23 protein-coding genes are annotated in these 23,494 nt (G+C 67.7%); 13 read left to right on the forward strand and 10 right to left on the reverse strand.

Annotation, left to right across the window (positions count from 1 at the left end):
* The first annotated feature begins 59 nt into the window (after positions 1-59).
* Both JAO74_RS03250 and JAO74_RS03255 read left to right on the forward strand, forming a co-directional pair.
* Positions 60-2,156 (forward strand): malate synthase G, encoded by a 2,097-nt coding sequence (locus tag JAO74_RS03250; RefSeq protein ID WP_199034923.1) that lies wholly within the window; start codon positions 60-62, stop codon positions 2,154-2,156.
* Positions 2,156-2,686, forward strand: coding sequence for a gamma carbonic anhydrase family protein (locus tag JAO74_RS03255; protein ID WP_199034925.1), 531 nt, complete (start codon positions 2,156-2,158; stop codon positions 2,684-2,686). The genes JAO74_RS03250 and JAO74_RS03255 overlap by 1 nt, the downstream gene beginning before the upstream one ends.
* A gap of 3 nt (positions 2,687-2,689) precedes the next feature.
* On the opposite strand, the gene JAO74_RS03260 is transcribed toward JAO74_RS03255, so the two are convergent.
* Positions 2,690-2,881, reverse strand: coding sequence for a hypothetical protein (locus tag JAO74_RS03260; RefSeq protein ID WP_199034927.1), 192 nt, complete (start codon positions 2,879-2,881; stop codon positions 2,690-2,692).
* Positions 2,882-3,012: 131 nt separating this feature from the next.
* Here JAO74_RS03260 and JAO74_RS03265 point away from each other — a divergent pair, with 131 nt between their 5' ends.
* Both JAO74_RS03265 and JAO74_RS03270 read left to right on the forward strand, forming a co-directional pair.
* Positions 3,013-3,813, forward strand: a complete 801-nt coding sequence (locus JAO74_RS03265) for a hypothetical protein (protein WP_233150574.1) — start codon at positions 3,013-3,015, stop codon at positions 3,811-3,813.
* A gap of 142 nt (positions 3,814-3,955) precedes the next feature.
* Positions 3,956-4,426 (forward strand): nuclear transport factor 2 family protein, encoded by a 471-nt coding sequence (locus tag JAO74_RS03270; RefSeq protein WP_233150575.1) that lies wholly within the window; start codon positions 3,956-3,958, stop codon positions 4,424-4,426.
* Positions 4,427-4,493: 67 nt separating this feature from the next.
* Here the strand turns inward: JAO74_RS03270 and JAO74_RS03275 are convergent, their stop codons facing one another.
* The 7 genes from JAO74_RS03275 to JAO74_RS03305 form a co-directional block, all read right to left on the reverse strand.
* Complete coding sequence (locus JAO74_RS03275) at positions 4,494-5,900, reverse strand: sugar porter family MFS transporter (RefSeq protein WP_199034931.1); 1,407 nt, start codon at positions 5,898-5,900, stop codon at positions 4,494-4,496.
* Positions 5,901-5,957: 57 nt separating this feature from the next.
* Positions 5,958-6,821, reverse strand: coding sequence for an SMP-30/gluconolactonase/LRE family protein (locus JAO74_RS03280; protein WP_199034933.1), 864 nt, complete (start codon positions 6,819-6,821; stop codon positions 5,958-5,960).
* Positions 6,818-7,579 (reverse strand): SDR family NAD(P)-dependent oxidoreductase, encoded by a 762-nt coding sequence (locus JAO74_RS03285; RefSeq protein ID WP_199034934.1) that lies wholly within the window; start codon positions 7,577-7,579, stop codon positions 6,818-6,820. The genes JAO74_RS03280 and JAO74_RS03285 overlap by 4 nt, the downstream gene beginning before the upstream one ends.
* Positions 7,576-8,727 carry a fumarylacetoacetate hydrolase family protein gene (locus JAO74_RS03290; protein WP_199034937.1) on the reverse strand — a complete coding sequence of 384 codons (1,152 nt, stop codon included), beginning with the start codon at positions 8,725-8,727 and terminating at the stop codon, positions 7,576-7,578. The genes JAO74_RS03285 and JAO74_RS03290 overlap by 4 nt, the downstream gene beginning before the upstream one ends.
* 125 nt (positions 8,728-8,852) lie before the next feature.
* Positions 8,853-11,339, reverse strand: coding sequence for a PhoX family protein (locus JAO74_RS03295; RefSeq protein WP_199034939.1), 2,487 nt, complete (start codon positions 11,337-11,339; stop codon positions 8,853-8,855).
* A 104-nt stretch (positions 11,340-11,443) separates the two neighbouring features.
* The gene (locus JAO74_RS03300) at positions 11,444-12,448 is read right to left on the reverse strand and encodes a glycerophosphodiester phosphodiesterase (protein WP_199034941.1); all 1,005 of its coding nucleotides are present in this window, start codon (positions 12,446-12,448) and stop codon (positions 11,444-11,446) included.
* 5 nt (positions 12,449-12,453) lie between these two features.
* Positions 12,454-12,909, reverse strand: coding sequence for a universal stress protein (locus tag JAO74_RS03305; protein WP_199034949.1), 456 nt, complete (start codon positions 12,907-12,909; stop codon positions 12,454-12,456).
* Between the two features lie 120 nt (positions 12,910-13,029).
* On the opposite strand from JAO74_RS03305, the gene JAO74_RS03310 reads away from it, so the two are divergent.
* From JAO74_RS03310 to JAO74_RS03335, 6 genes are all read left to right on the forward strand, one after another.
* The gene (locus tag JAO74_RS03310; RefSeq protein WP_199034950.1) at positions 13,030-14,397 is read left to right on the forward strand and encodes a pyruvate dehydrogenase complex dihydrolipoamide acetyltransferase; all 1,368 of its coding nucleotides are present in this window, start codon (positions 13,030-13,032) and stop codon (positions 14,395-14,397) included.
* 8 nt (positions 14,398-14,405) lie between these two features.
* Positions 14,406-14,822, forward strand: coding sequence for an acyl-CoA thioesterase (locus JAO74_RS03315; RefSeq protein WP_199034951.1), 417 nt, complete (start codon positions 14,406-14,408; stop codon positions 14,820-14,822).
* Between the two features lie 37 nt (positions 14,823-14,859).
* A complete protein-coding gene (lpdA, locus tag JAO74_RS03320) occupies positions 14,860-16,254 on the forward strand; it encodes a dihydrolipoyl dehydrogenase (protein ID WP_199034952.1) in 1,395 nt (464 codons plus the stop codon).
* Between the two features lie 459 nt (positions 16,255-16,713).
* Positions 16,714-18,093, forward strand: coding sequence for a hypothetical protein (locus tag JAO74_RS03325; protein ID WP_332908717.1), 1,380 nt, complete (start codon positions 16,714-16,716; stop codon positions 18,091-18,093).
* Between the two features lie 72 nt (positions 18,094-18,165).
* On the forward strand, positions 18,166-19,260 hold the full coding sequence (locus tag JAO74_RS03330; RefSeq protein ID WP_199034954.1) for a catalase family protein: 1,095 nt from the start codon (positions 18,166-18,168) through the stop codon (positions 19,258-19,260).
* Positions 19,261-19,292: 32 nt separating this feature from the next.
* Positions 19,293-20,075 carry a metallophosphoesterase family protein gene (locus tag JAO74_RS03335; RefSeq protein ID WP_199034955.1) on the forward strand — a complete coding sequence of 261 codons (783 nt, stop codon included), beginning with the start codon at positions 19,293-19,295 and terminating at the stop codon, positions 20,073-20,075.
* Between the two features lie 159 nt (positions 20,076-20,234).
* Here JAO74_RS03335 and JAO74_RS03340 read toward each other — a convergent pair whose 3' ends face one another.
* Entirely contained in the window at positions 20,235-20,633 is a 399-nt protein-coding gene (locus JAO74_RS03340) for an MAPEG family protein (protein WP_233150576.1), read from the reverse strand.
* Positions 20,634-20,707: 74 nt separating this feature from the next.
* On the reverse strand, positions 20,708-21,934 hold the full coding sequence (locus JAO74_RS03345; protein WP_269845918.1) for an acetyl-CoA C-acyltransferase: 1,227 nt from the start codon (positions 21,932-21,934) through the stop codon (positions 20,708-20,710).
* Positions 21,935-22,021: 87 nt separating this feature from the next.
* Here JAO74_RS03345 and JAO74_RS03350 point away from each other — a divergent pair, with 87 nt between their 5' ends.
* Genes JAO74_RS03350 through JAO74_RS03360 form a run of 3 tightly spaced genes read left to right on the forward strand, consistent with a single transcriptional unit; the run spans position 22,022 to position 23,488 of the window.
* Entirely contained in the window at positions 22,022-22,270 is a 249-nt protein-coding gene (locus JAO74_RS03350) for a hypothetical protein (RefSeq protein WP_233150577.1), read from the forward strand.
* Positions 22,263-23,033, forward strand: a complete 771-nt coding sequence (locus JAO74_RS03355) for a prepilin peptidase (RefSeq protein WP_199034956.1) — start codon at positions 22,263-22,265, stop codon at positions 23,031-23,033. The genes JAO74_RS03350 and JAO74_RS03355 overlap by 8 nt, the downstream gene beginning before the upstream one ends.
* Positions 23,034-23,041: 8 nt before the next feature.
* A complete protein-coding gene (locus tag JAO74_RS03360) occupies positions 23,042-23,488 on the forward strand; it encodes a hypothetical protein (RefSeq protein WP_233150578.1) in 447 nt (148 codons plus the stop codon).
* The last annotated feature ends 6 nt before the right edge of the window (positions 23,489-23,494 follow it).

Below are 23,494 nucleotides of genomic sequence, written 5' to 3' on the forward strand. Positions count from 1 at the left end.
CTACCGGTGGGGATCGTGGTTCGTCTATGGTCCGTCGCAGGATAGCGGGAGGATGGGTGATGGCGGAGTTCGAGCAGCGGGCCGGGTTGAGCGTCGCCGCGCCATTGGTGGCGTTTCTGGAAGACCGGGCGTTGCCGGGAACGGGGATCGCCGCGCCTGATTTCTGGGCGGGGCTGGCGGCGGTCTATGCGCGGTTCGCGCCGGAGAATGCGCGGCTGCTGGCGGTGCGCGATGCCATGCAGGCGCAACTTGATACTTGGCATGAGGCGCATGCGAGCGCGGAGATCGACCAGGGGAAGTATCAGGCGTTCCTGCGGTCGATCGGTTATCTGGTCGAGGAGCCGGCGGCGTTTGCGATCGACCCCGCGAATGTCGACGCGGAGGTGGCGACGCTGGCGGGGCCGCAACTGGTCGTGCCGATCCTGAATGCGCGCTTCCTGTTGAACGCGGCGAATGCGCGCTGGGGGAGCCTGTACGATGCGCTGTACGGGACGGATGCCATTCCGGGCGAAGCAGCGGGCGGCGGATATGACGCGGCGCGCGGGGCGGCGGTGATCGCGTGGGCGCGGGACTTTCTGGACCGGACGGTGCCGCTGGCGGCGGGTTCGTGGCGCGACTGGACAGGGAAGGCGCCGGTGCTGGCCGATCCGGCACAACTGATCGGGCGGGCGGGCGACAACTGGTTGCTGCGCCATCATGGGTTGCATATCGAACTGGTGATCGACGCCGCGCATCCGATCGGGCGCGATGATGCGGCGGGGCTGGCGGATGTCGTGCTGGAATCGGCGCTGAGCACGATCGCCGATCTGGAGGACTCGGTCGCGGCGGTGGATGCCGACGACAAGGTCGCGGCCTATGACAACTGGCTGGGGCTGATGACGGGGACGCTGTCGGCGTCGTTCGACAAGGCCGGACGGACGGTGGAGCGGCGGCTGGCGGCGGACCGCGACTATGTCGCGCCGGATGGCACGCAATTCACGCTGCCGGGGCGCAGCCTGATGTTCGTGCGCAATGTCGGGCATCTGATGACGACGCCGGCGGTGCGGCTGGCCGACGGGAGCGAGGCGCCGGAGGGGATACTGGATGCGATCGTCACCAGCCTGATCGGATTGCATGACGTGCGGGGCGCGCGGCGGAACAGCCGGGCCGGGTCGATCTATATCGTGAAGCCCAAGATGCACGGGCCGGAAGAGGCCGCGTTCACCGACCGGCTGTTCGACGCGGTCGAGGATATGTTGGGTCTGGCGCGGCATACGATCAAGGTCGGGCTGATGGACGAGGAGCGGCGGACATCGGCCAATCTGGCGGCGTGCATCGCGGCGGTCCGGCATCGGCTGGTGTTCATCAACACCGGCTTCCTCGATCGCACCGGCGACGAGATGCACAGCGCGATGCGAGCCGGGCCGATGATCCGCAAGAGCGAGATGAAGGGGGCGGCGTGGATCGGCGCGTATGAGGATCGCAACGTGCAGATCGGGCTGGCGTGCGGCCTGAGCGGGCGGGCGCAGATCGGCAAGGGCATGTGGGCGGCGCCCGACCGGATGGCGGATATGCTGGCGCAGAAGGTCGCGCATCCGATGACCGGCGCGTCCACCGCCTGGGTGCCGTCTCCGACCGCGGCGACGCTGCACGCGACGCATTACCATGATGTCGATGTCGGTGCGCGACAGGCGGCGCGGGCGGGGGAGGTGCCGGCGTCGCTGGATGCGTTGCTGACGGTGCCGGTCGCAACCGGGCGGAACTGGAGGCCGGACGAGGTGCGCGAGGAGCTGGAAAATAATGCGCAGGGCATATTGGGCTATGTCGTGCGCTGGGTCGATCAGGGGGTGGGGTGTTCCAAGGTGCCCGACATCCATGATGTGGGGCTGATGGAGGATCGCGCAACGCTGCGCATCTCATCGCAGCATATGGCCAACTGGCTGCTCCACGGGGTGGCGACGGCGGACGAGGCGGAGGGGGCGCTCAGGCGGATGGCGGCCAGGGTCGATGCGCAGAATGCCGGCGATCCGCTGTACCGGCCGATGGCGGGGCGGGAGGATACGAGCCTCGCCTTTCAGGCGGCGCGGGCGCTGGTGTTCGAGGGGTTGGGGCAGCCCAATGGCTATACGGAACCGTTGCTGCACCGCTATCGCCTGCGGGTGAAGGAGACGCGCTGATGGCATTGTACGCGATCGACGGGAAGCGACCGGCATTGCCGGCGGACGGATCGGCGTGGATCGCACCCTCGGCCGACCTGATCGGCGAGGTGGTGCTGGGCCGCGACGTCGGCGTGTGGTTCGGCGCGGTGATCCGGGCGGACAACACCGCGATCGTCTTGGGGGACGGCACCAATGTGCAGGAGGGGGTGATGATGCACTCCGACCCCGGTTATCCGCTCACCGTGGGGCGGGGCTGCACGATCGGGCATCATGCGATCCTGCATGGCTGCACCATCGGCGACGACGTGCTGGTCGGCATGGGCGCGACGGTGCTGAACGGTGCGACGATCGGCGACGGCTGCCTGATCGGCGCGGGAGCGCTGGTGACGGAGGGGAAGGTGTTTGCCACCGGGAGCCTGATCGTCGGCGCGCCGGCGCGGGCGGTGCGGACCCTGCCGCCCGAGGCGATCGGGAGACTGCGGTTGTCGGCGGCGCATTATGTCGCGCGGGCAAAGGCGTATGCGGCGGGGCTGGAACGGATCGGGTGAGGATCAGGACCGGATCAGGGCGATCACCGCATCGATCACCGTCACCCCGGCCAGCGGCCCGAGGAACAGCATCAGCAGGTTGAACCCGAGTATCCACGCCAGTACCGATTCGCCCCGGCGGCTGATCCGCGGCGGCGGCGGTTTCGGCTGCCACGGTTCGGGCGGTGGCCAGGCATTGCGGAAATCGACGAACATGCTCGGGTGCTCCGATCGGCGTAGGGCATCTTCGCATTGCCGGGGCCGGGGCGACAAGCATTGTTTGTTGGTTGCTTGACCTAATTCCCAGTCGGTCCATAGGTTTTGGCCGTCTGTGTCGGGGGATCGTCATGCGGTGTTTGAGTATAGCGCTGGCGTGTCTGGCGATGACGGGGTGCAGCAAGGCACCCGACGGGAACAGCCCCGGCGAGACGACGACGAATGCAAGCGGTGTCGCCTTTGCCTATCGCTATGCGTTTCGCCTTCCCTCGAACCGGATCGCCGACGCGCAGGAAGCGCAGGCCGAGGCGTGCGAACGACTGGCGCCGGGGCAATGCCGGATTACCGGCATGACCTATCGGCTGGACGATTCGGGGCAGGTCGTGGCCAGCCTCGATGTGCGGGTCGCGGCGACTGTCGCGCGTGCATTCGGCCGGCGCGGCGTACAGGGGGTGGAGCGGGCCGGCGGAGCGCTGACGGGGGCGGAGATCACCGGCACCGATGCGGCGCCAGCGATCGCCACGGCGCAGGAGGGTACGGCCGACGCGCAAACCGATATGGCTGAGATCGACCGGCAACTCGCCCGATCCGACCTGTCGACAAGGCTGCGCAGCGAACTGACGGCCCGGCGGGCGGAGCTTGTTGCCCGCCGCCGGGAAAGCGCCGTCGCGATGATCGATGCGCAGGCGAGCGTCGCCACGACGCCGATCCGTTTCGACTATGCCGCCGGTGCCGGCGTCGGCTTGACGGCGCGTCTGGGCGAGGCGGCGCAGGCGGGGTTCTGGTCGTTGACGTGGACGTTGATCTCGGTGCTCACGGTCGTCGCGTATCTGGGGCCGCCGCTGTTGCTGCTGGTCCTGTTGGGGGTGTTTTGGGACCGTATGGGCCGGCGCTGGTGGGGGCGGGTGTTTCCGGGCGGACGGGCCGAATGACTGGGGGGACCCGAGAGGGTGGATAAGCCGTGTGCCTCCCATCATGAATCCCTGTCATAGGGTCATGCACTTTATACCCTCTTCTTCATAGCGGAGACGGGCGTTAGCCCTGTCGACAGCAATGAGCCGTGGAGACAAGGTGATGAGGGCGATATCGAAGATGCTGGGGCCGATCGCCTTGGGTGTGGCCGTGCTCGGCGCGGGGCAGCCTGTGGTTGCCCAGACCGCCGCCCGGACGAGCGGGGCGGAGCGGACGCTGATCGAGCTGTCGCGCCAGAAATGGCGGTGGATGGCCGAGCGGAACGTCGATGCGTTGGCCAAGCTGTTCGATGACCAGGCGATCTTCGTCCATATGAGCAGGACGATGACCAAGCCGCAGGAGCTGGAGGTCATCAGCAGCAGGAATATCGAATATAGACAGGCGGATATCAAGGATATCTCGGTCAGGTTCGTCGGTGATACGGCGATCGTCGCCAGCCGCATCGACCTGCATGCGATCGTTCGTGGAGAGGTGGCCGACAATCCGTTTTCGGTGACCGAAACCTATGTGAAACAGCGCGGCGACTGGAAGCTGGGGGCGCTGGTCTTCTCGAAACGCTCCGTCCCGAACTGAGCGGCGAGGGAGCCAAGCCGACCCGCCCCCGCCGGACGGCAGGGGCGGGCGGTGCAGGGGGCGGCGATCAGCCCTGCATGTCCTCCAGCTCGCGGCCGCGGGTTTCCTGGACCATCGCCTTCACGAAGAAGAACGAGACCAGCGCCGCCAGCGTGTAGAGCAGGTAGGTGATCGACAGGCCGGGCGAGAGGACCATCGACGGGAAGCTGACCGCGATGGCGGCGTTGGCGATCCACTGCGCGAACCCGGAGACGGCGAGGGCGGAACCGCGGATCTGGGTGGGGAACATCTCGCCCAGCATCACCCACATCACCGGACCCCAGCTGACGTTGAAGAAGATGACGTAAAGGTTGGCGGCGACCAGCGCGATGACGCCGGCGTTGCCGGGCAGGGTGACGCCGGTGCCGGATGCGCCGGGGACCGAGGTGGAAAAGGCCCAGGCGACGGTGGCGAGCGTCACGGTCATGCCGGCCGAGCCGATCAGCAGCAGCGGCTTGCGGCCGATCCTGTCGATCAGCGCGATCGTCAGCAGGCAGGCGCCAATCGAGAGTGCCCCGGACAGGATGTTGATCTGGAGCGCGTTATCCTCGGTGAAGCCGACCGCTTCCCACAGTGTCGCACCGTAATAGAAGACGACGTTGATGCCGACGAGCTGCTGGAACACGGCGAGGCCGATGCCGACCCACAGGATCGGGCGGATTTTGCCGCTGGTCTTGTCGATCAGGTCCGACAGGCGGGGCTTGTGGTGATCGGCGGACAGGCTGGCGCGGATTTCGGCGACCTTGCGGGTGGCCTCGGCCGGGCCGAACAGGCGGGTGAGGACGCCCTGCGCGTCTGCATCGCGACCGCGCACGACGAGGTAGCGGGGGCTTTCGGGGATGAAGAACAGGGCGATAAAATAGATCGCGGCGGGAATGACCTGAAGCCAGAACATCCAGCGCCATGCCTCGTACCCGGCCCAGAACATCGCGGTCGATCCGCCGGCGTAGCGGGCGACGAGGAAGTTGGCGACAAAGGCACCGGTGAGGCCGGAGATAATCATCACCTGCTGCACGCTCGACAGGCGGCCGCGCACACGGGCGGGGGTGACTTCGGAGATATAGACCGGGCTGGTGACGCTGGCGGCGCCGACGCCGAGGCCGCCGATGATACGGGCGATGATGAAGATCGCGGAGGAACCGGCGGCACCGGCCAGCAGCGCGCTGACGATGAACAGGACGGCGGCAAGCATCATGGTGTTGCGGCGGCCGATCAGGTCGGCGAGGCGGCCGGCGGTGAACGCACCGATCGACGAGCCGACGAGGATCGCGCCGACATTGATGCCGATGCCCAGCCGGCCAAGATCGAACGCAGCCTCGATCCCCTTTTGCGTGCCGTTGATGACGCCGGAGTCATAGCCGAACATGAACCCGCCGATCGTCGCGACCGCGACGATCAGGCCGATCAGCCCGTTATTGACCTGTCTTGCTTCCACTTTGGTGCTTCCTCTCTGTTACGCCTCCCACCAGTCGATTGGGGACGCTTGATTTTTTCAGGCCGCTCTGAGTGGCGGTTTGGCAGGGATGTCGACCCGGAAGGTGAAGATGTCGCCGGCCAGCGGCTGGGCGGCGAGCGCGGTATCGTCGAGGCCTTGGCGGGCGGTCGTCGCGTATGCGGTGCGGCCATCGGGGCCGCCGAGTGCGATCTTGGTGATGTTGGCGACGGGAAACTCGACCACGTCGGTCAGCGTGCCGTCGGGCGCATAGCGGCGGGCTTCCCAGCCGCTGTAGAGGCCGAGCCAGACGCCGCCTTCCGCATCGCAGATCGCGCCGTCGGGATAGCCGTCGTCCATGTGGAACGTCAGGAAGGTCTCGCCTGCGCCCAGCGTGCCGTCGGGCGACAGCGGGTGGACGGTGATGCGCTTGCCGATGGTATCGACGTGATAGAGGCGGTCGCCGGCCGGGCTGATCGCGGGTCCGTTGGTGATTGCGACGGGATCGGCACCGCTGTCGGTGACGGTGGTGCCGTCGAGGCGATAGAGGCGACCGCTGAGCGCGGCCTCGTCATTGTCCATCGTGCCGAACCAGATGCGACCGGCGGGATCGAGCGCGGCGTCGTTCAGGCGGTTGGCGGGCAAATCAGTATCGACGCCGGCGATCGGAACGAACGTGCCGGTGGCGGGATCGAAGCGATGCGGGCCGGAGCGAAGGCCGGCGACGAACTTGCCCGGTTCGGCGGGAAGCACCCAGCCGACCATCTCGGGCGCCGGCCAGTGATCGAGCGCGCCGGTGGCGGGATCGTGGCGATAGATGCGTTGTTGTTTGATATCGACGAACCAAAGCGCTTCATCGACCCAGATTGGTCCCTCGCCCAGCGTCGCACCAACCGTAAGTGCGTGTTCTGCCTTGATGTTCATCGCCACCCCGCATCGATAAAATAATCGTGGCCGGTACACATACGCGCATCGTCTGACGCAAGGAACAGGACCAGTGCGGCGACGTCGGCCGGCTGGATGCGGCCGTCGAGGCATTGCGCGGCGACGATCTCCGCCTCGCCCTTTGGCGTGTACCATTTCTCCTGACGGGGGGTCTGGACGTTGCCGGGGACGATCGTGTTGACGCGGATATTGTCGCGGCCGAGATCGCGGGCGAGGCTGCGCGTCAGGCCCTCGATCGCCGCCTTGCAGGTCTGGTAGAGGATCAGGTCGGGCAGCGCGAGGTGCCAGCTGATCGACCCGAAGTTCAGGATCGCGCCGCCGCCCGCACGCTTCATCGCCGGCACCACGGCCTTGGCGGCGAAGAACTGGTGACGCAGATTCACGTTCAGGCGCTGGTCCCAGTATTCGGGGGTCACGTCGTCGATCGAATGGCGGTCGTCGTTGCCGGCGTTGTTGATGAGGATATCGACGCCGCCCAGCGCGGTTTCCAGATCGGCGAAGACGGTGGCGAGCTGGTCCAGATCCGTCAGGTCGCAGTGGCGATAGACGGGGGCGTGGCGCGCAGGCGGTGACAGGCGATCGACCAGCGCGGCGCTGTCGGCATCGGCGATATCGACGAAGGCGACATGCGCGCCCTGCTGCACGAAGGCGGTGACGAGACCCTCGCCGATGCCCGATCCGCCGCCGGTGACGATGACGCGCTTGTCGATGAGGCTGGGGTAATGCGCGGTGGTCATGCCGTGAGCAGACCGCGTTTGGCGAGGTTGCGCATCAGGTCGCCGAGGCCGAATTGCCACGGTGGCGCTTGGTCGCAGGTGGTGACGGGGTTGCTGAGCGTGCCGAGGCGATCGTTGCTGATCGTCACCACGTCGCCGACCTTGTGCGTGAAACCACGGCCGGGGTGGTCGCGATCCTGCGTCGGGGCGAACAGCGTGCCGAGGAACAGGACGAAGCCGTCGGGATAATGATGCTCGCTGAGCGACTGGGCGAGCAGGTCCTCCGGATCGCGGCTGATCTCACGCATCGAACTGGCGCCATTCAGGACATAACCGTCCTCGCCCTCGATCCGCAGCGCGATCTGCGCGTCGCGGACGTCGTCCATGGTGAAGCCGGCGTCGAACAGGCGGATGAGGGGGCCGAGCGAGCAGGAGGCGTTGTTGTCCTTCGCCTTGCTGAGCAACAGTGCGGAGCGCCCCTCGAAATCGCGGAGGTTCACGTCATTGCCGAGCGTCGCGCCGACCGCATGGCCATGCGCGTCGGCGAGCAGGACGACTTCGGGTTCGGGGTTGTTCCAGGTGGAATCGGAGCGGATGCCGATCGGGGCGCCGCAGCCGACGGTGGAGAGGACGGGGGACTTGGTGAAGATTTCCGCATCCGGGCCGATCGCGACCTCCAGATATTGCGACCACATGCCGCCGTCGATCAGGGCGTCCTTGAGCGTGGCGGCCTGTTCGGAGCCGGGGATGACCGAGCCGATGCTGCCGCCGAGCGCGGCTTCGAGGCGACCACGGACTTCGGCGGCGCGGGTGTAGTCGCCGCGGGCCTGTTCCTCGATCACGCGTTCCAGCGCGGAGACGGCGAAGGTGACGCCGGCGGCCTTCACGCATTGCAGGTCGATCGGGCTGAGCAGGCGGACGGGCGCGTCGCTGTCCGGCGACGGGCCGACATCGAGCAGGTCGCCGAGCGATGTGCCGGCGGCAGTGTCGAACGAGCCGCCGGCGACGAGCGCCGAGACGGTGGGGGCGACGGGCGTCATGTCATAGGCGATGCCGGCGGCGACGATGATCGGGGTCGGGCCTTCGCCGCGATCGATCCGGCCGACGAACAGACCCTGTCGCCAGTCGGCCGGCAACGCGCTTTCCAGCGCGAACGATTGGTGTGCCATGCGATCCTCTTCCTGCTTTGGTAGCGGTATCGCGTCGGTATCGGGGATCGTCAAGCGATCGGTATGGTTTTGGTTCGATCGGGTTGGATGCAGTTCCCCGGCGGAGGCCGGGGAGCGGATTAGGCTTACAGGCCGACGAGGCCGCCGTCGGTGCGTGTGATGACGATCGTTGCCGAACGCGGGCGCGAGGTGGGGGCGGCGGTGCCGGTCTGGTTGGCGGGCCAGTTGCTGGAGATGGCCGACGCGTTGCCGCCTTCGCCCGGATGCTGGATGTTCACGAACAGCGAGCGGCCATCCGGCGTCGAATGGATGCCGGTGATCTCGCACTGCTTCGGGCCGACCAGGAAACGGCGCAGCGTGGTGCCGGGTGCCTTGCCGATGCGGGTGGTGACGGTGTTGGTGACGCCGCCCAGCGTGCTGGTGACCGCCCGGGTGCCGCCGTCGCCGACCGTGCCGGGTATGGCGGCGAGCAACATGCAGTTGGTGACATCGGTATAGGCGCCGTCGTCGGTTTCGATCCACATCACCGGCGTACCCTGACCGGTGGCGTTGCTGTTCAGGCCGAACCACAGGCCGTCGGGCGACGAGAAGTCGTTGGTGGCATCCAGACCCGACAGGTTGATGTTGGTCGGGCTCAGGTCGCTGCCGGCGCCGAAGGCGTAGATGTCCCAGGCGAAGGCGGTCGCCTCAGACGTGTCGCCAGCCTCGCGCAGGCGGATGACGTGGCCGTTGACGTTGCCGTTGCCGGCCGAGCGACCATCGACCTTGGGATCGGTGTACGCGCGCGGGTTGGGGGCATCGACATTGGCGGCGGTACGCGACGAGTTGTTGGTCAGCGTCACGTACATCTCGCCAGTCGCGGGATTGACCGCGGTCCATTCCGGCCGGTCCATCTTCGTCGCACCCAGGATGTCGGCGGCGAGACGGGTGTTGACCAGCACATCGGCCTGATCGGCGAAGGCATAGGTCGCGTTCGACGAGGTCAGGCCGTTCTGGCCGAACACCAGCGGCAACCACTGGCCGCTGCCGTCCGCATTCATCTTCGCGACGTAAAGCGTGCCGGCGTCGAGATATTTGTCGCCGATCGCGAGGCGGTTGGTGGCGGTCGCGTCGGCGGCCGACCACGGTGTGGCGGAGACGAACTTGTAGAGATATTCGTTCTGCGCGTCGTCGCCCATGTAGAAGGCGGGCTTCACGCCGGCGATGGTGCGGCCGATCTCGCAACCCTCATGGTTCATGCGGCCGAGCGCGGTGCGCTTGCGCGGGGTGGAGGCGGGATCGAACGGATCGATCTCGACCACCCAACCGAGCTGGAACGGCTCGTGGCTGAAATCGGTGGTGCCGTCGGTGACGGTGCCGGCAATGACGCTGGCGTTCCAGCGGGCATAGATGGTGCTGGTGGTGTCGGCGGGGACGACGGTGGACCAGCCGTAATTGCCGGCATTGCCCTCGCGGATGCCGTAGCGGGTGAGCGAGGCGTTCTCCTTGCCGCGACCGCCGGCGGTGCGCAGCGCGGCGTCGCCCGAGGCGCGGCGGAAGTAACCAGCCCAGTTCTCTTCGCAAGTCAGATAGGTGTGCCACGGCATCGTGCCGTTGGCGCAATTGTTGATCGTGCCGCGACCGGCGGTGCCGTCGGTCGAATAACGCGTGCGCAGAACGGCGTTGCCGCGCACCGGGCCGCTGAACGACACCGGCGTGTTGGGCGTAACGCGACGGTTGAGCGCGGACGACTGGTTATAGCTCCACGTGCCGCTGGCGGACGTACGCGATACCTCGATCACCGAGACGCCGTGCGATTCGATCTCCTTGATAGCCTCGCTTTCCAGCCGGGCGCTGCCGGCGGTGACGCCGTTCACGTGCAGATATTGCTCGCTGATATTCTCGTGGTTCATCACCAGCAGGCCGCGGCTGCTGTTCGTCGGATCGGGCGTGCTGGCGCTGGCGGACAGGCCGAAATAGCTCATGCCGTCATGATGATCGCCGGCGCGCTGGGCGAAGTTCGTGTCGGTGCCGTTATTGGCATAGGCGGCGACGCCGGACGCGATCGGATCGCCGAGGCGATAGAGGACGGTGACGGCATAGCCATCGGGCACGGCGACGACATCCGCCAGGCTCTTGGGCACGGCGGTGAAGCCGAGCACGGCGGGGCTGACGGTGACGGTGGCGTCGGCGGTCGATGCCGTGCCGGCGCTGTTGGTGGCCGAGAAGCGGAAGACGAGCGGCGTCGCGGTGGTGACGCCGGGCGCGGTGAACGAGGCGGTCGACGTCGCGGCGTTGGCGATCGTGACGCTGGGGCCGCTGACCTGCGACCAGCCGGTGCCGGTCGCGCCACCGACGGTGGTACCGGTCAGCGTGACGAGGCGGCCGGCGCTGGTCGCCACCGCGCTGCCGGCATCGACCGTGACGGGATCGGGGCCGTTGTCATCATCGTCGTCGCAGCCGGTCAGCAACATGCCGCCGAACACCGCCGCCGTCATCGCAGACAGGCCGCCGCGCAACGTCTGGCGGCGCGAATAGCGGCTGGCGATCAGCTCGTCGATATGCGGGTTGGCCGACACATTGGTGTCGATGTCGCCATCGTCATAGGCGAGGTTCGCGATCGAAACAGTCATGGAAAATCCCCCGGTGGGCGCTTTGGCCGTAAGCGCTTATTGGCGGCGGGGGATGACGCGGACGTTGCGGAATAAAGACGTTTCGGTGACGGTTAACATTCCTGTCATGTTGCCAGCGCGGCTTTGCCCAGTGCGGGATCGTCGGTGAAGAAGCCGTCGATGCCGGTGGCGAGCCAGGCGCGCATCTCGGCGATCGATCCGGCCGGGTTGCGGGCGTCGGGGCCGGCATCGTCACGGAAATCGGCGGCGAGGAAGCGGTTTTCGGGGCGGAACGTCCAGACGCGGACCAGCAGGCCGGCGGCATGCGCGTCGGCGACCAGCGAGGTGGGGGCGAGGAGCCGATCGTCGGGGCCGGTCGGGATGACCGCGCGGGCGGAGGGTGCGACGACATCGGCATAGCGTGCGATGTCGGCGAGGCCGGCGGGGGTCGTCATCGCGGCATAGGATAGCGCGGGATCGTCGGCGGGACGAGCGTCTGCGTCACCGATCAACTGCATCAGGCGAAGGTTGGCGGGGCGGCCGAGCCGGTCGCGAAGATAACGCAGGTTCGCGGCCTCGAACGACTGCACCTCCAGCGGCGCGGTGCGCAGCCAGGGGTGGCGCGCGATGGAGGCAATGAAAGCGTCCTCCAGCGGCAGGCCGATACCGGCGAAATAGGTCGAGTGCTTCAGTTCGGGGACGAGGCCGATCGGGCGGTGCAGCCGAGCCGATTCGGCGGCGGTAAAATCGACGATCTCGTCCCAGGTCAGGATCGGAAACAGCCCGTCGTAGGAGCGGCTTTCCGGGCGGACATGGCCCAGCCGCTCGATCGCGCGCAGCGTCTTCAGTTCGTCGAGCGTGAAGTCTTCGGTGAACCAGCCGGTGTGGGGCATGCCGTCGATCGTCTTCGTGGTGCGGCGGTCGGCGAAGCGGGGGTGGCGGGCGACGTCGGTGGTGTCAGCGATGTCATTTTCGTGACGGGCGACGAGGACACCGTCGCGGGTCATCACCAGATCGGGTTCGATATAATCGGCACCGTCGCGAATCGCGCGGGCATAGGCGGGCAGCGTATGTTCGGGCCGCCAGGCGGAGGCGCCGCGATGGGCGAAGACCAGCGGGGCTCCGTGCATCGCGTTCAGCTCAGGCGGTCGATCTGTTCGGGGGTCAGCGAACCGGGGATTATCATCACCGGCACGGCCAGCGCGCCGGCATCGGCGCCGGTGAAATGGGTGACGAGCGCACCCGGCGCGCCCGAGGCGGCGGCGCCCAGCACCAGCGCGGCGATATCGGGATTGGCGGCGATCAGGTCGCGGATCACCTTCGGCCCCTCGCCACCGCGGACGGTGATCGCCGGCGTCAGCCCGGATTCGTCGAACAACGTGCCGGCGGCGCGCGATACCAGCCCCTCGGCATGATGGCGCGCCTCTTCCTCGATCGTGGCCTGGACGCCGCCGAACGCGATGAATTCCTGCGGCGGCAGCAGGGTGAGGATTTCGACGCCGCCGCCGGTTTTCACCGCGCGGCGGGCGGCGAATCGCAGGGCGATCTCCGCTTCCGGACTGTCGTCGATCACTACCAGATAGATGCGCATAAATAGCCCCGTTTCCGCTACGGTGTGACGCCATGCCGCCGTCCGTGCAAGCGCGTCGGACTTGACCCGCGCGCGTCACGGGGCGAGAGAGCGTGCCCTTACCGAAGCCCGAGGACCTTCATGCCGATCGAGATCAAGATGCCCGCGCTGTCGCCCACGATGGAAGAGGGCACGCTCGCCAAATGGCTGGTGAAGGAGGGCGACACCGTGTCGTCCGGCGACATCATGTCCGAGATCGAGACCGACAAGGCGACGATGGAGTTCGAGGCGGTCGACGAAGGCACGATCGGCAAGATCCTGGTGCCTGAGGGCACCGACAATGTGAAGGTCGGCACGGTCATCGCGATCCTGCTGGAAGAGGGCGAGGATGCATCCAGCATCGGCGCGCCCGCCGCGAAGTCCGAAACGCCGCAGCCCGCCGACCCCGAGTTCAAGGGCACGCCCGACGCCACCGACCCAAATACCAAGGGCAACGAGGGTGCGCCCGTGGCCCGCGGCGAGAGCGAGGCCGAGGATCATGGTCGCCCGGCCGACGCCGGCCCCGCCCAGTCTGCTTCCTCGACACCGGCCGCATCGGGCGACCGCGTGAAGGCGAGCCCGCTGGCCCGTCGTCTCGCCGCCGAGAAGGGCATCGACATTGCCGCCGTCACCGGCTCCGGTCCCAAGGGACGAATCGTGAAGGCCGATCTCGACGGCGCCAAGGCCGGTGCCGCGCCGTCCAAGGCCGCGACGCCGACCGCCGAGGCGCCCGCCGCCGCTGCGCCGGCGCCCGTTGCGAAGCCCGCGACGGTGCCGGATATCCCGCACGAGCTGACCAAGCTCAGCAACATGCGCAAGACGATCGCGCGCCGCCTGACCGAATCGAAGCAGACGGTGCCGCACATCTACCTGACGGTGGACGTGCGCCTCGACGCGCTGTTGAAGCTGCGTGGCGAGCTGAACGCGTCGCTGGAAAGCCGCGGCGTTAAGCTGTCGGTGAACGACCTGCTGGTGAAGGCGCTGGCCGTGTCGCTGATGGCGGTGCCGAAGTGCAACGTGATGTTCACGCCGGATCAGCTGGTGACGTTCAAGCGCGCCGACATCTCGGTCGCGGTATCGACGCCGTCGGGCCTCATCACGCCGATTGTGACGGAGGCGGATACCCGCTCGCTGTCGTCGATCTCGGCGGCGGTGAAGGACATGGCCGCGCGCGCCAAGGAGAACAAGCTGAAGCCGGAGGAATTCCAGGGCGGCACCGCGTCGATCAGCAACATGGGCATGTTCGGGATCAAGCAGTTCGAGGCGGTCATCAACCCGCCGCAGGGCATGATCCTGGCGATCGGTGCCGGCGAGAAGCGGCCGTACATCGTCGACGGCGAACTGGGCATCGCCAGCGTCATGTCGGCGACGGGCAGCTTCGATCACCGCGCGATCGACGGGGCCGATGGCGCCGAACTGATGAAGGTGTTCAAGGAACTGGTCGAGCGGCCGCTCGGCATGCTCGCCTGATCCCGGCGATGGACGTCCATCCCGACGAGATGCCGCCAGAGGGTCTGCCGGCGGTGCGCGTGATCGCGATGCCGGCGGATACCAACCCGTATGGTGACATATTCGGCGGGTGGCTGATGAGCATGATGGACTCGGCCGCCGGGTCGGTCGCGTCGCGCCACAGCCATGGCCGCGCCGTGACGATCGCGGTGGAGGGCATGACCTTTCATCGCCCCGTCGTCGTCGGGGACGAGGTGTCGGTGTACGCCCGGCTGGCGCGCGTCGGTCGCACATCGATGACGATCGACGTCGAAAGCTGGCGCCGCGCGCGCCACGACGACCGCAGTTACAAGGTGACGGAGGCCAAATTCACCTTCGTCGCGATCGGCGAGGACCGGCAGCCGCGACGCGTGCCGCCGGTCCTGGTCGAACAAACGAACAATTGACCGGCCGTCGCGCCGGACGCTGAGAAGGAACCGACAAGTGGCCGAATCCTACGATCTCATCATCCTCGGCTCCGGCCCCGGTGGCTATGTCGCCGCGATCCGGGCGAGCCAGCTGGGCCTGAAGGTCGCCATCGTGGAACGCGAGCGGCTGGGCGGCATCTGCCTGAACTGGGGCTGCATCCCGACCAAAGCGCTGCTGCGCACGTCGGAAATCTATCATTACATGACGCACGCCGATTCATACGGGTTGAAGGCGGACAATGTCGGTTTCGACCTGGGGAAGATCGTCGATCGCAGCCGCAAGGTCGCGGGCCAGCTGAACGCGGGCGTCAAGGGCCTGATGAAGAAGAACAAGGTCGCGGTGCATGAGGGCGTCGGCGCGATCACCGGCAAGGGCAAATTGTCGGTGAAGCAGGGCGACAAGACGGTCGAGCTCGAGGCGAAGAACATCCTGATCGCCACCGGCGCGCGCGCCCGCGACCTGCCGTTCGCCAAGGCCGACGGCAAGCGGGTGTGGACGTATCGCCATGCGATGGTGCCGACCGAGATGCCGACGAAGCTGCTGGTCATCGGATCGGGCGCGATCGGCGTGGAATTCGCCAGCTTCTATAACGACATGGGCGCCGACGTGACGATCGTCGAGATGCTGCCGCGCATCCTGCCGGTGGAGGACGAGGAAGTCTCGACCTTCATGGACAAGGCGCTGACCAAGCAGGGCATCAAGATCGTGACCGGCGCGGGCGTCGAAAAGATCGAGCCGGGCGCGAGCAGCGTGAAGGCGGCGATCAAGGGCAAGGACGGCAAGGTCGAGACGACCGAGTTCAGCCATGTCATCGTCGCGATCGGCATCGTGCCGAACACCGAGGAGATCGGCTTGGAGGCACTGGGCGTCGAGACCGAGCGTGGGCACATCAAGACCAACGGTTACGGCCAGACCAATGTCGAGGGCATCTGGGCGATCGGCGACGTGACGGGCGCGCCGTGGCTGGCGCACAAGGCGAGCCACGAGGGCGTGATCGCGGTCGAAAAGATCGCTGGTGGCAAACCGCACCAGATGGACAAGGGCAATATCCCCGGCTGCACCTATTCGCGCCCGCAGGTGGCGAGCGTCGGCATGACCGAGGCGAAGGCGAAGGAGGCCGGGTACGAGCTGAAGGTCGGCAAGTTCCCCTTCATCGGCAACGGCAAGGCGATCGCGCTGGGCGAGGCCGAAGGCTTCGTGAAGACGGTGTTCGACGCGAAGACCGGCGAGTTGCTCGGCGCGCACATGGTGGGTGCGGAAGTGACCGAGCTGATCCAGGGCTATGTCGTCGCGCGCCAGCTTGAGACGACGGAAGCGGAACTGATGGAGACGGTGTTCGCGCATCCGACGTTGTCCGAGATGATGCACGAGAGCGTGCTCGGCGCGTATGGCCGGGCGATCCATATCTAGGACGTAGGTGCTTCCTGCCGACGCAGGGGAATCTCCTAAACTATCTGCTTCCCCGGCAGAGGCTCGGGTCCAGTTGGGTGAAGGTTTGTGATGCACTCACGATGGCCTTCCCAACTTGACCCCGGCCTCCGCCGGGGAAGCTGTTTCAGGGAACGGTCCTGCACCATCGCGGCGCTTCATGGTCCGTCACACGACGACCGCCGCAGCGTTGCGCTCGCGTCACTGGCGGTCGGATGCGCGGGATGTGGGCCGATCTTGATGGACGAGGCGGTAAACCTCGGTGCGCAGGAAGTCCTGCCAAGATCATTTGCCTCCCCGGCGGAGGCCGGGGTCCAGTTGGGAAGGTTTGTGATGACTCACGATGGCCTTCCCGACCGGGCCCCGGCCTCCGCCGGGGAAGCCCCGGCCTCCGCCGGGGAAGTGACGTTGGAGATGGATGCTGCACCTTCGCGGCGCTCCGTGACCCGCCTCATCACGACCGCCGCGGCGTTGCTGCTCGTCTCGCTGGCGGTCTTCTGGCCGGGTTTTGCCGAGTATGACAGCGTCGCCCAATATGCGCAGGCGCTGTCGGGCAGCTATGACGACTGGCATCCGCCGGTCATGGCGCGGCTGTGGGCGGGGTTGCTGGTATTCGGGGCCGGCGCGGGGCCGATGCTGGTCGTGCAGATGGCGACATATTGGACCGGGCTGGGCCTGATCGCGGCGGCGCTGATGCGTGCGGGGCGGGTGCGGACAGGCTGGGCGGTGGTGGCGGTCGGTCTGTTTCCGCTTTTCCTCGGCTGGCAGGCGGTGGTGCTGAAGGATGCGCAGGGCGCCGGCGCGATGCTGGCGGCGGTCGGGGTCGTCGGGTGGTGGCGGATCGACGGGCGGCGGGTGCCGAGCGCGGTCTGGGTCGTGGCGGCGGTGCTGCTGGGCTATGCCGTGTTGATCCGCGCCAACGGGGTGTTCGCGGTGGCGCCGCTGGTCGCGATGCTGCTGCCGGCCAGAAGCTGGCGGATGGGCGGCGGGATCGCGATCGGGCTGGTCGCGGTGACGCTGGCGCTGTCGCCGGCGATCAATCAGCGGGTGCTAGGCGCCGAGCCGAGCGGGGTACAACGGACGCAGCCGCTCTACGATCTGGCCGGCATCGCGGTGCGGATCGCGCCGGCGGAGGGGGCGGGGTTCACGCGCGCCGAGGCCCGGGCGCTGATCGAGCATCATTGCGTGACGGCGTTCTTCTGGGACTCGCTGGGCGAGGGGCCGGCGTGCGCGGCGGCGAGCGGGCGGATGCAAAAGCTGCCGCCGCCGCGGCTCTATGCGATGCTGGTGCCGGCGATCGTTGCGCATCCGCTGGCCTATGCCGGGCATCGGCTGGCGCATCTGAATTCGACGCTGCGCTGGTGGGTGCCGGCCGAGTGGCCGAATGCGGGGCCGCCTGGCGGGTCGGAGCCGAACGATCTGGGGCTGGGTCAGCCGGGGTGGCTGGCGGTTAAGTGGCAGTGGCTAGCCGGGCTGGTCGCGGCGACGCCGCTGGGGTGGCCGGTGGCGTGGATCGTCGTGGCGATCACGGCGCTGGTGGCGACGTGGCGAGCGGCGTCGCCGATTGCCGGCGTCGCGCGGGCGATGCTGGTGTCGGCGTTGCTGCTGGAGGCGAGCTTCGCGACGTTCAGCATCGCGTCCGACCTGCGATATCATCTGTGGGCGATGATCGCGACGGCGCTGGCGGGCGTGATGCTGGGTGGCGAACGCTGGTCGCGGCGGGCGGTGGTTGCCGGATCGGTGACGCTGGCGCTGGTGGTGGCGATCGGGCTGGTGGCGCGGGCGACTCTGCCGGTCGTGACGATCGCCACGATGGTCTAGCGATCGATCCGGGCGCGGAACGGGTTTCCCTTCAAACAGTTAGTCTTTTGACTTCACTGAAGGATACCCGGCATGGCCATCAATTCCCCCGTCCGTTTCGATCCGTCCGTCGAGGACGTCCAGCCGGACGAGAGCGAGGTGATCGGCCAGCTGAACGACTCGTTCCAGACCATCCTCGAAACGACGTCGGCGGATTACGGCCATGCCGTGCGGTCGGTGCATGCCAAGGCACATGGCATCGCGAAGGGCAAACTGACGGTCCACGCCGACCTGCCGCCGGAACTGGCGCAGGGGGTGTTCGCCCGCCCGGCGACGTACGAGGCGGTGATCCGCATCTCGACCAATCCCGGCGACATCCTGGACGATTCGATCGCCCTGCCGCGCGGACTGGCGTTGAAACTGATCGGGGTAGAGGGCGAGCGCCTGCCGGGATCGGAGGGCGATACGACGCAGGACTTCATCATGGTAAACGGGCCGGCATTTTCGGCGAAGGATGCCAAGGCGTTCTCCAAGAACCTGAAGTTGCTGGCCGGCACGACCGACAAGGCGGAGGGCGCGAAGAAGGTTCTGTCAGGCGTGCTGCGTGCGTTCGAGGCGACGCTGGAGGCGGTCGGGCTGGAATCGTCGACCTTGCAGACGCTGGGCGGCGCGCCGCAGGTGCATCCGCTGGGCGAGACATACTATAGCCAGACGCCGTTCCGGTACGGCGATTACATCGCCAAGTTCTCGCTGGCGCCGGTCAGCCCGGCGCTGACGCAACTCACCGGCGATACGGTGTCGACGAAGGATCGCCCCGATGCCCTGCGCGAGGTGGTGAACGAGGTGATGGCGTCGCAGGGCGGCACCTGGGAATTGCGGGTGCAGCTCAACCGTGATCTGGACGCGATGCCGGTCGAGGACCCGACCAAGCCGTGGGACGAGGACGACAGCCCGTTCGTCACCGTCGCCACGCTGGACATGCCGCCGCAACTGTCGTGGGAGCATGGATCGTCGGATGCGATCGACGATGCGCTGTCCTATAGCATCTGGCACGGCATCGCGGCGCACCGGCCGCTCGGCAACATCAACCGGGCGCGCAAGGATACGTACGATCATTCGGCCGACTTCCGCGGCAAGTTCAACGGATGCCCGCTGCATCAGCCCAAGGCGCTGGCCGAGCTGCCTTGACGGATCGGCGGTGAGCGGGAAGGGGCGTCGCCATGACTACCAAGCTATTCCACGTCAGCGACGTCCATTTCGGCAAGGAAGATCCGGCGGCGATCGCCTGGTTCAAGGAACGGGTCGAGATCGAGCGTCCCGATGCGGTGCTGATGACCGGCGACCTGACCATGCGGGCGCGGACGCGGGAGTTCGAAGCGGGCGGGGCGTGGCTGAAAAGCCTCGCCGCGCCGGTGACGGTCGAGGTCGGCAATCATGACATTCCCTATTACTGGGACCCGATCCGCCGTTTCCTGATGCCGTATCGTCGCTATGCGGCGATCGAAAAGATGATCGAACGGCCGCTCGACCTGCCGGGCGTGACGGTGGTGCCGCTGAAAACGACGGCGCGCGCGCAGTGGCGGTGGAACTGGTCGAAGGGCAGTGTCAGCCCGTCCGCCCTGCGCAAGGCGCTGGCGTTGATCGCCAAGGCGCCGAAGGGCAACCTGATCTTCGTCGCGGCGCATCACCCGCTGATCGAGGGCGGGACGAAGGGCACGGCCAAGACGCGGCGCGGCGAGCACGCGCTGGGCGAACTGGCGGCGGCGGGCGCGCATGCGGTGCTGTCCGGCCATGTCCATGATCCGTTCGACGTGCCGGTCGACTGCAACGGCTGGACGGTGCGGATGATCGGCGCGGGGACGCTGTCGAAGCGGCTGCGCAACAGCCCGCCGGCGTTCAACGAGATCGTGATCGACGGGGATCGATTCGAGACGCTGGTGCGGACGCAAAGTGCGGAACCGAAGCATGCGATCAGCGAGACGACGGCGGCGGGGGCGGTTTAAGGCTTCGGGCGTGTCGTCGTTGCGAGCGTAGCGAAGCAATCCAGGATTCCACGCGCTGCCTTGGATTGCTTCGCTGCGCTCGCAACGACGAGCTTTCGTATACCCTCACCCTTCCGCGGCTGCGCCGCTCCCTCCCTCTCCCGGTGGGAGAGGGAAAAGTTACACCAACCGGATCAGCATCAGCAGCAGGCCGAGGATCGACACCAGCCAGCACAGGCTGCGAACATAAGGTATACCGAACAGATAGAGCGGGATGTACGCGATGCGCGCGACGAACCATGTCGCGGCTCCGACCACGCCGATGCCGCCGGTGCGGTCCGTTATCGTCAGGGCGAGCGCGAGGGCGATGAAGGCGGGCCAGGTTTCCTGAAAATTCGTCAGCGCACGCTGGGCGCGGCCGGCGAGGGGGCCGAGCGGAGCCGCCTCGCCGTCGCGGGGACCGGCGTTCCAGCCCAGCCCCCGCTCGCGCGTCGCGGTCTGCCCCTGCAGCATGAGATGCGCGAACAGCAGCACCGTCGACCAGCCGAGCAGCGTGATTTCGGTCGGCAGCGTGGTCATCGGCATTCTCCAGCAGGTGGCAGGTGTTCGCAACGGAACGCCGCCCCGGCGGCTTCGGTCCCCGCGACCGGCGATCAGCGCATCAATTCGACCGCCATCGCCGTCGCCTCGCCGCCGCCGATGCACAGCGACGCGAGGCCACGGGTGCCGCCGGTGCGCTCCAGCGCCGAGAGCAGCGTGGCGATGATCCGCGCGCCGCTGGCGCCGATCGGATGGCCCAAAGCACAGGCGCCGCCATGGATGTTCAGCCGGTCGTGCGGGATGGAGAGATCGTGCATCGCGATCATCGCGACGGCGGCGAACGCCTCGTTCACCTCGAACAGGTCGATATCGCCGATGCTCCAGCCGGCGCGCTCCATCGCCTTGCGCATCGCCGGCACGGGGGCGGTAGCGAAGCGGGCGGGGGCATGGGCGTGGCCGGCATGGGCGACGATGCGGGCGATCGGCGTCAGGCCAAGCCGCTCGGCGACCGATGCGCGCGTCATCACCAGCGCAGCGGCACCATCCGAGATCGACGAGGCGTTGGCGGCGGTGATGCTGCCATCGGATGAGAAGGCGGGCTTCAAGGTCGGGATGCGGGCGACGTCGCCGCGCGCCGGCTGTTCGTCGAGGGTGACGGTGGTCGCGCCCCTGCGACCGGCGACTTCGACCGGGACAATCTCGCGATCGAAGGCGCCGTCGCGCTGCGCGCGCTGGGCACGGTGCAGCGATTCGATCGCGAAATCGTCCATCGCGGCGCGCGTGAATTGATATTCGGTGGCGGTTTCCTCGGCGAAGCTGCCCATCAGGCGGCCGGGTTCATAGGCATCCTCCAGCCCGTCGAGATACATATGGTCGTACATCGTATCATGGCCGATGCGCGCGCCGGCGCGGTGCTTGCGCGACAGATACGGAGCGTTGGTCATGCTCTCCATGCCGCCCGCGACGAGCAGGTCGACCGATCCGGCGGCGAGCGCATCGGCGGCCATGATCGCCGCCTGCATCCCCGATCCGCACATCTTGTTGACGGTCGTCGCCTCGACCTGCGTCCCCAGACCGGCGCCGATCGCCGCCTGTCGCGCGGGGGCCTGACCGAGACCGGCGGGGAGGACGCAACCCATATAGATGCGCTCGACCGCATCGGCGGGCATGCCGGCACGGGCGACCGCCCCGCGGACGGCGGCGGCGCCGAGGTCGGTAGCGGTGGTGCCGGTCAGGCTGCCCTGAAACGATCCCATCGGGGTGCGGGCATAAGACAGGATCACGACGGGATCGTGGGTCGCGAAACCGGGGGCGACATCGCCCGCGAACTGAGTGGCCAAGACATTCTCTCCGTTTATTATTTGATCGGCGATGTAGGGACTGCGATCGCCGATGGCAAAAGCGGCGTGGCCCGTTACGGCTGATGCATGGACAGCATCACCGACGTCATCAAATGGGTTGCCTCGATATCGGGCATGACGGCGGCGCTGATCGTGTCGCTGGATCTGGGGCGGCGGGCGACGGGATTCGGCTTCGTCATCTTCGTCGCCTCGTCGATCGCGTGGTTCGCGGGGGCATATCTGACCGAGGACTGGGCACTGGGGACGCAGAACGGCGTGCTATTCGCGATCAACGTGCTGGGCGTCTATCGTTATCTGGTGCGCCAGAGTGTCTGACGCGGGCGTCTGGGCCGGCGTGCTGGCGGTGCTGGGCGCGATCGTGGGCAGTTTCGTGGCGGCGCTGGTGGTACGCTGGACCGAGGACCGGTCGGTGATGCGCGGGCGATCCGCCTGCGACGCGTGCGGGCGGACGCTGGGGCCGGCGGAACTGGTGCCGTTGCTGAGTGCGCTGGTGCAGCGCGGGCGATGCCGGGGGTGCGGCGCGCGGATCGATCCGATCCACTGGCGGATCGAGGCGGCGGCGGTGGTGATCGGTGGCGCGGCCGGCGGGGTCGTCGCCGGGCCGGTGGCGATTGCCGGGGCGGCGTTCGGATGGCTGCTGTTGGCGCTGGCGGCGCTCGACTGGCGGGCGTTCTGGTTGCCGGACCGGCTGACGGGATTGCTGGCCGCGGCGGGGCTGGCGACGGGGCTGGCGACGGGATTGGGGGATCGGATGCCGCCGTCGCTGACGGATCGCCTGATCGGTGGCGTCGCGGGCTTTGCGATGTTGTGGGCGATCGCGACGGGATATCGCCGCTGGCGCGGGCGTGAGGGGATGGGCGGCGGCGATCCCAAGCTGTTCGGGGCGATCGGGCTGTGGATCGGGTGGCGGATGTTGCCGGCGGTGATGCTGACGGCGAGCCTGATCGGGCTGGGGATCGTGCTGTTCCGGTGGCTGACCGGGCGGGCGATGGCGGCGGACGACGCCCTGCCGCTGGGGACGCTGCTGGCGCTGGCGGCTTACCCGGCGTGGTTGATGATGATAGGCTGGATGTCATGATCGCGTCGATGCTTGCTTTCGCCTTGTCCGTTGCGGCCCAGACCGTTGCGCCACAGACCGCCGCGCCCCAGGGTGCCGTGCCGCCGGTTCCCGGCGAACTCGGCCGCCAGCCGCTGCCCGCTCAGGGGTGTGCGGCGTATCTATGGAACGTGTCGGACCGCAAGCTGGTGGTGATGGCGGGGGCCGATCCCGCGCTGGTACGGCTGGTGCTGGGCGGCAAGGCGATCGATCTGGCGCGGGAGTCGGAATCGGGGCTGGGCGGTTTCGGCTTCGCGGGCCGGACGGCCTATCGGAACAGCGACGTTACGGTGACGCTGGACATGACGGTGCAGACGCAGGCGGACCTGACCGACGGTGGCGCGGTGCCGCAGGGAACGCTGACGTTGGAACGGGGCGGGGCGGATGCGGTGGTGATCCCGGTCGCCGGCCTGATCGGTTGCGCACCGGCCCGCTAAGGGAGC

Source organism: Sphingomonas mollis, from assembly GCF_016427505.1.
In the GTDB taxonomy this organism is placed as follows: Bacteria; Pseudomonadota; Alphaproteobacteria; order Sphingomonadales; family Sphingomonadaceae; genus Sphingomonas; species Sphingomonas mollis.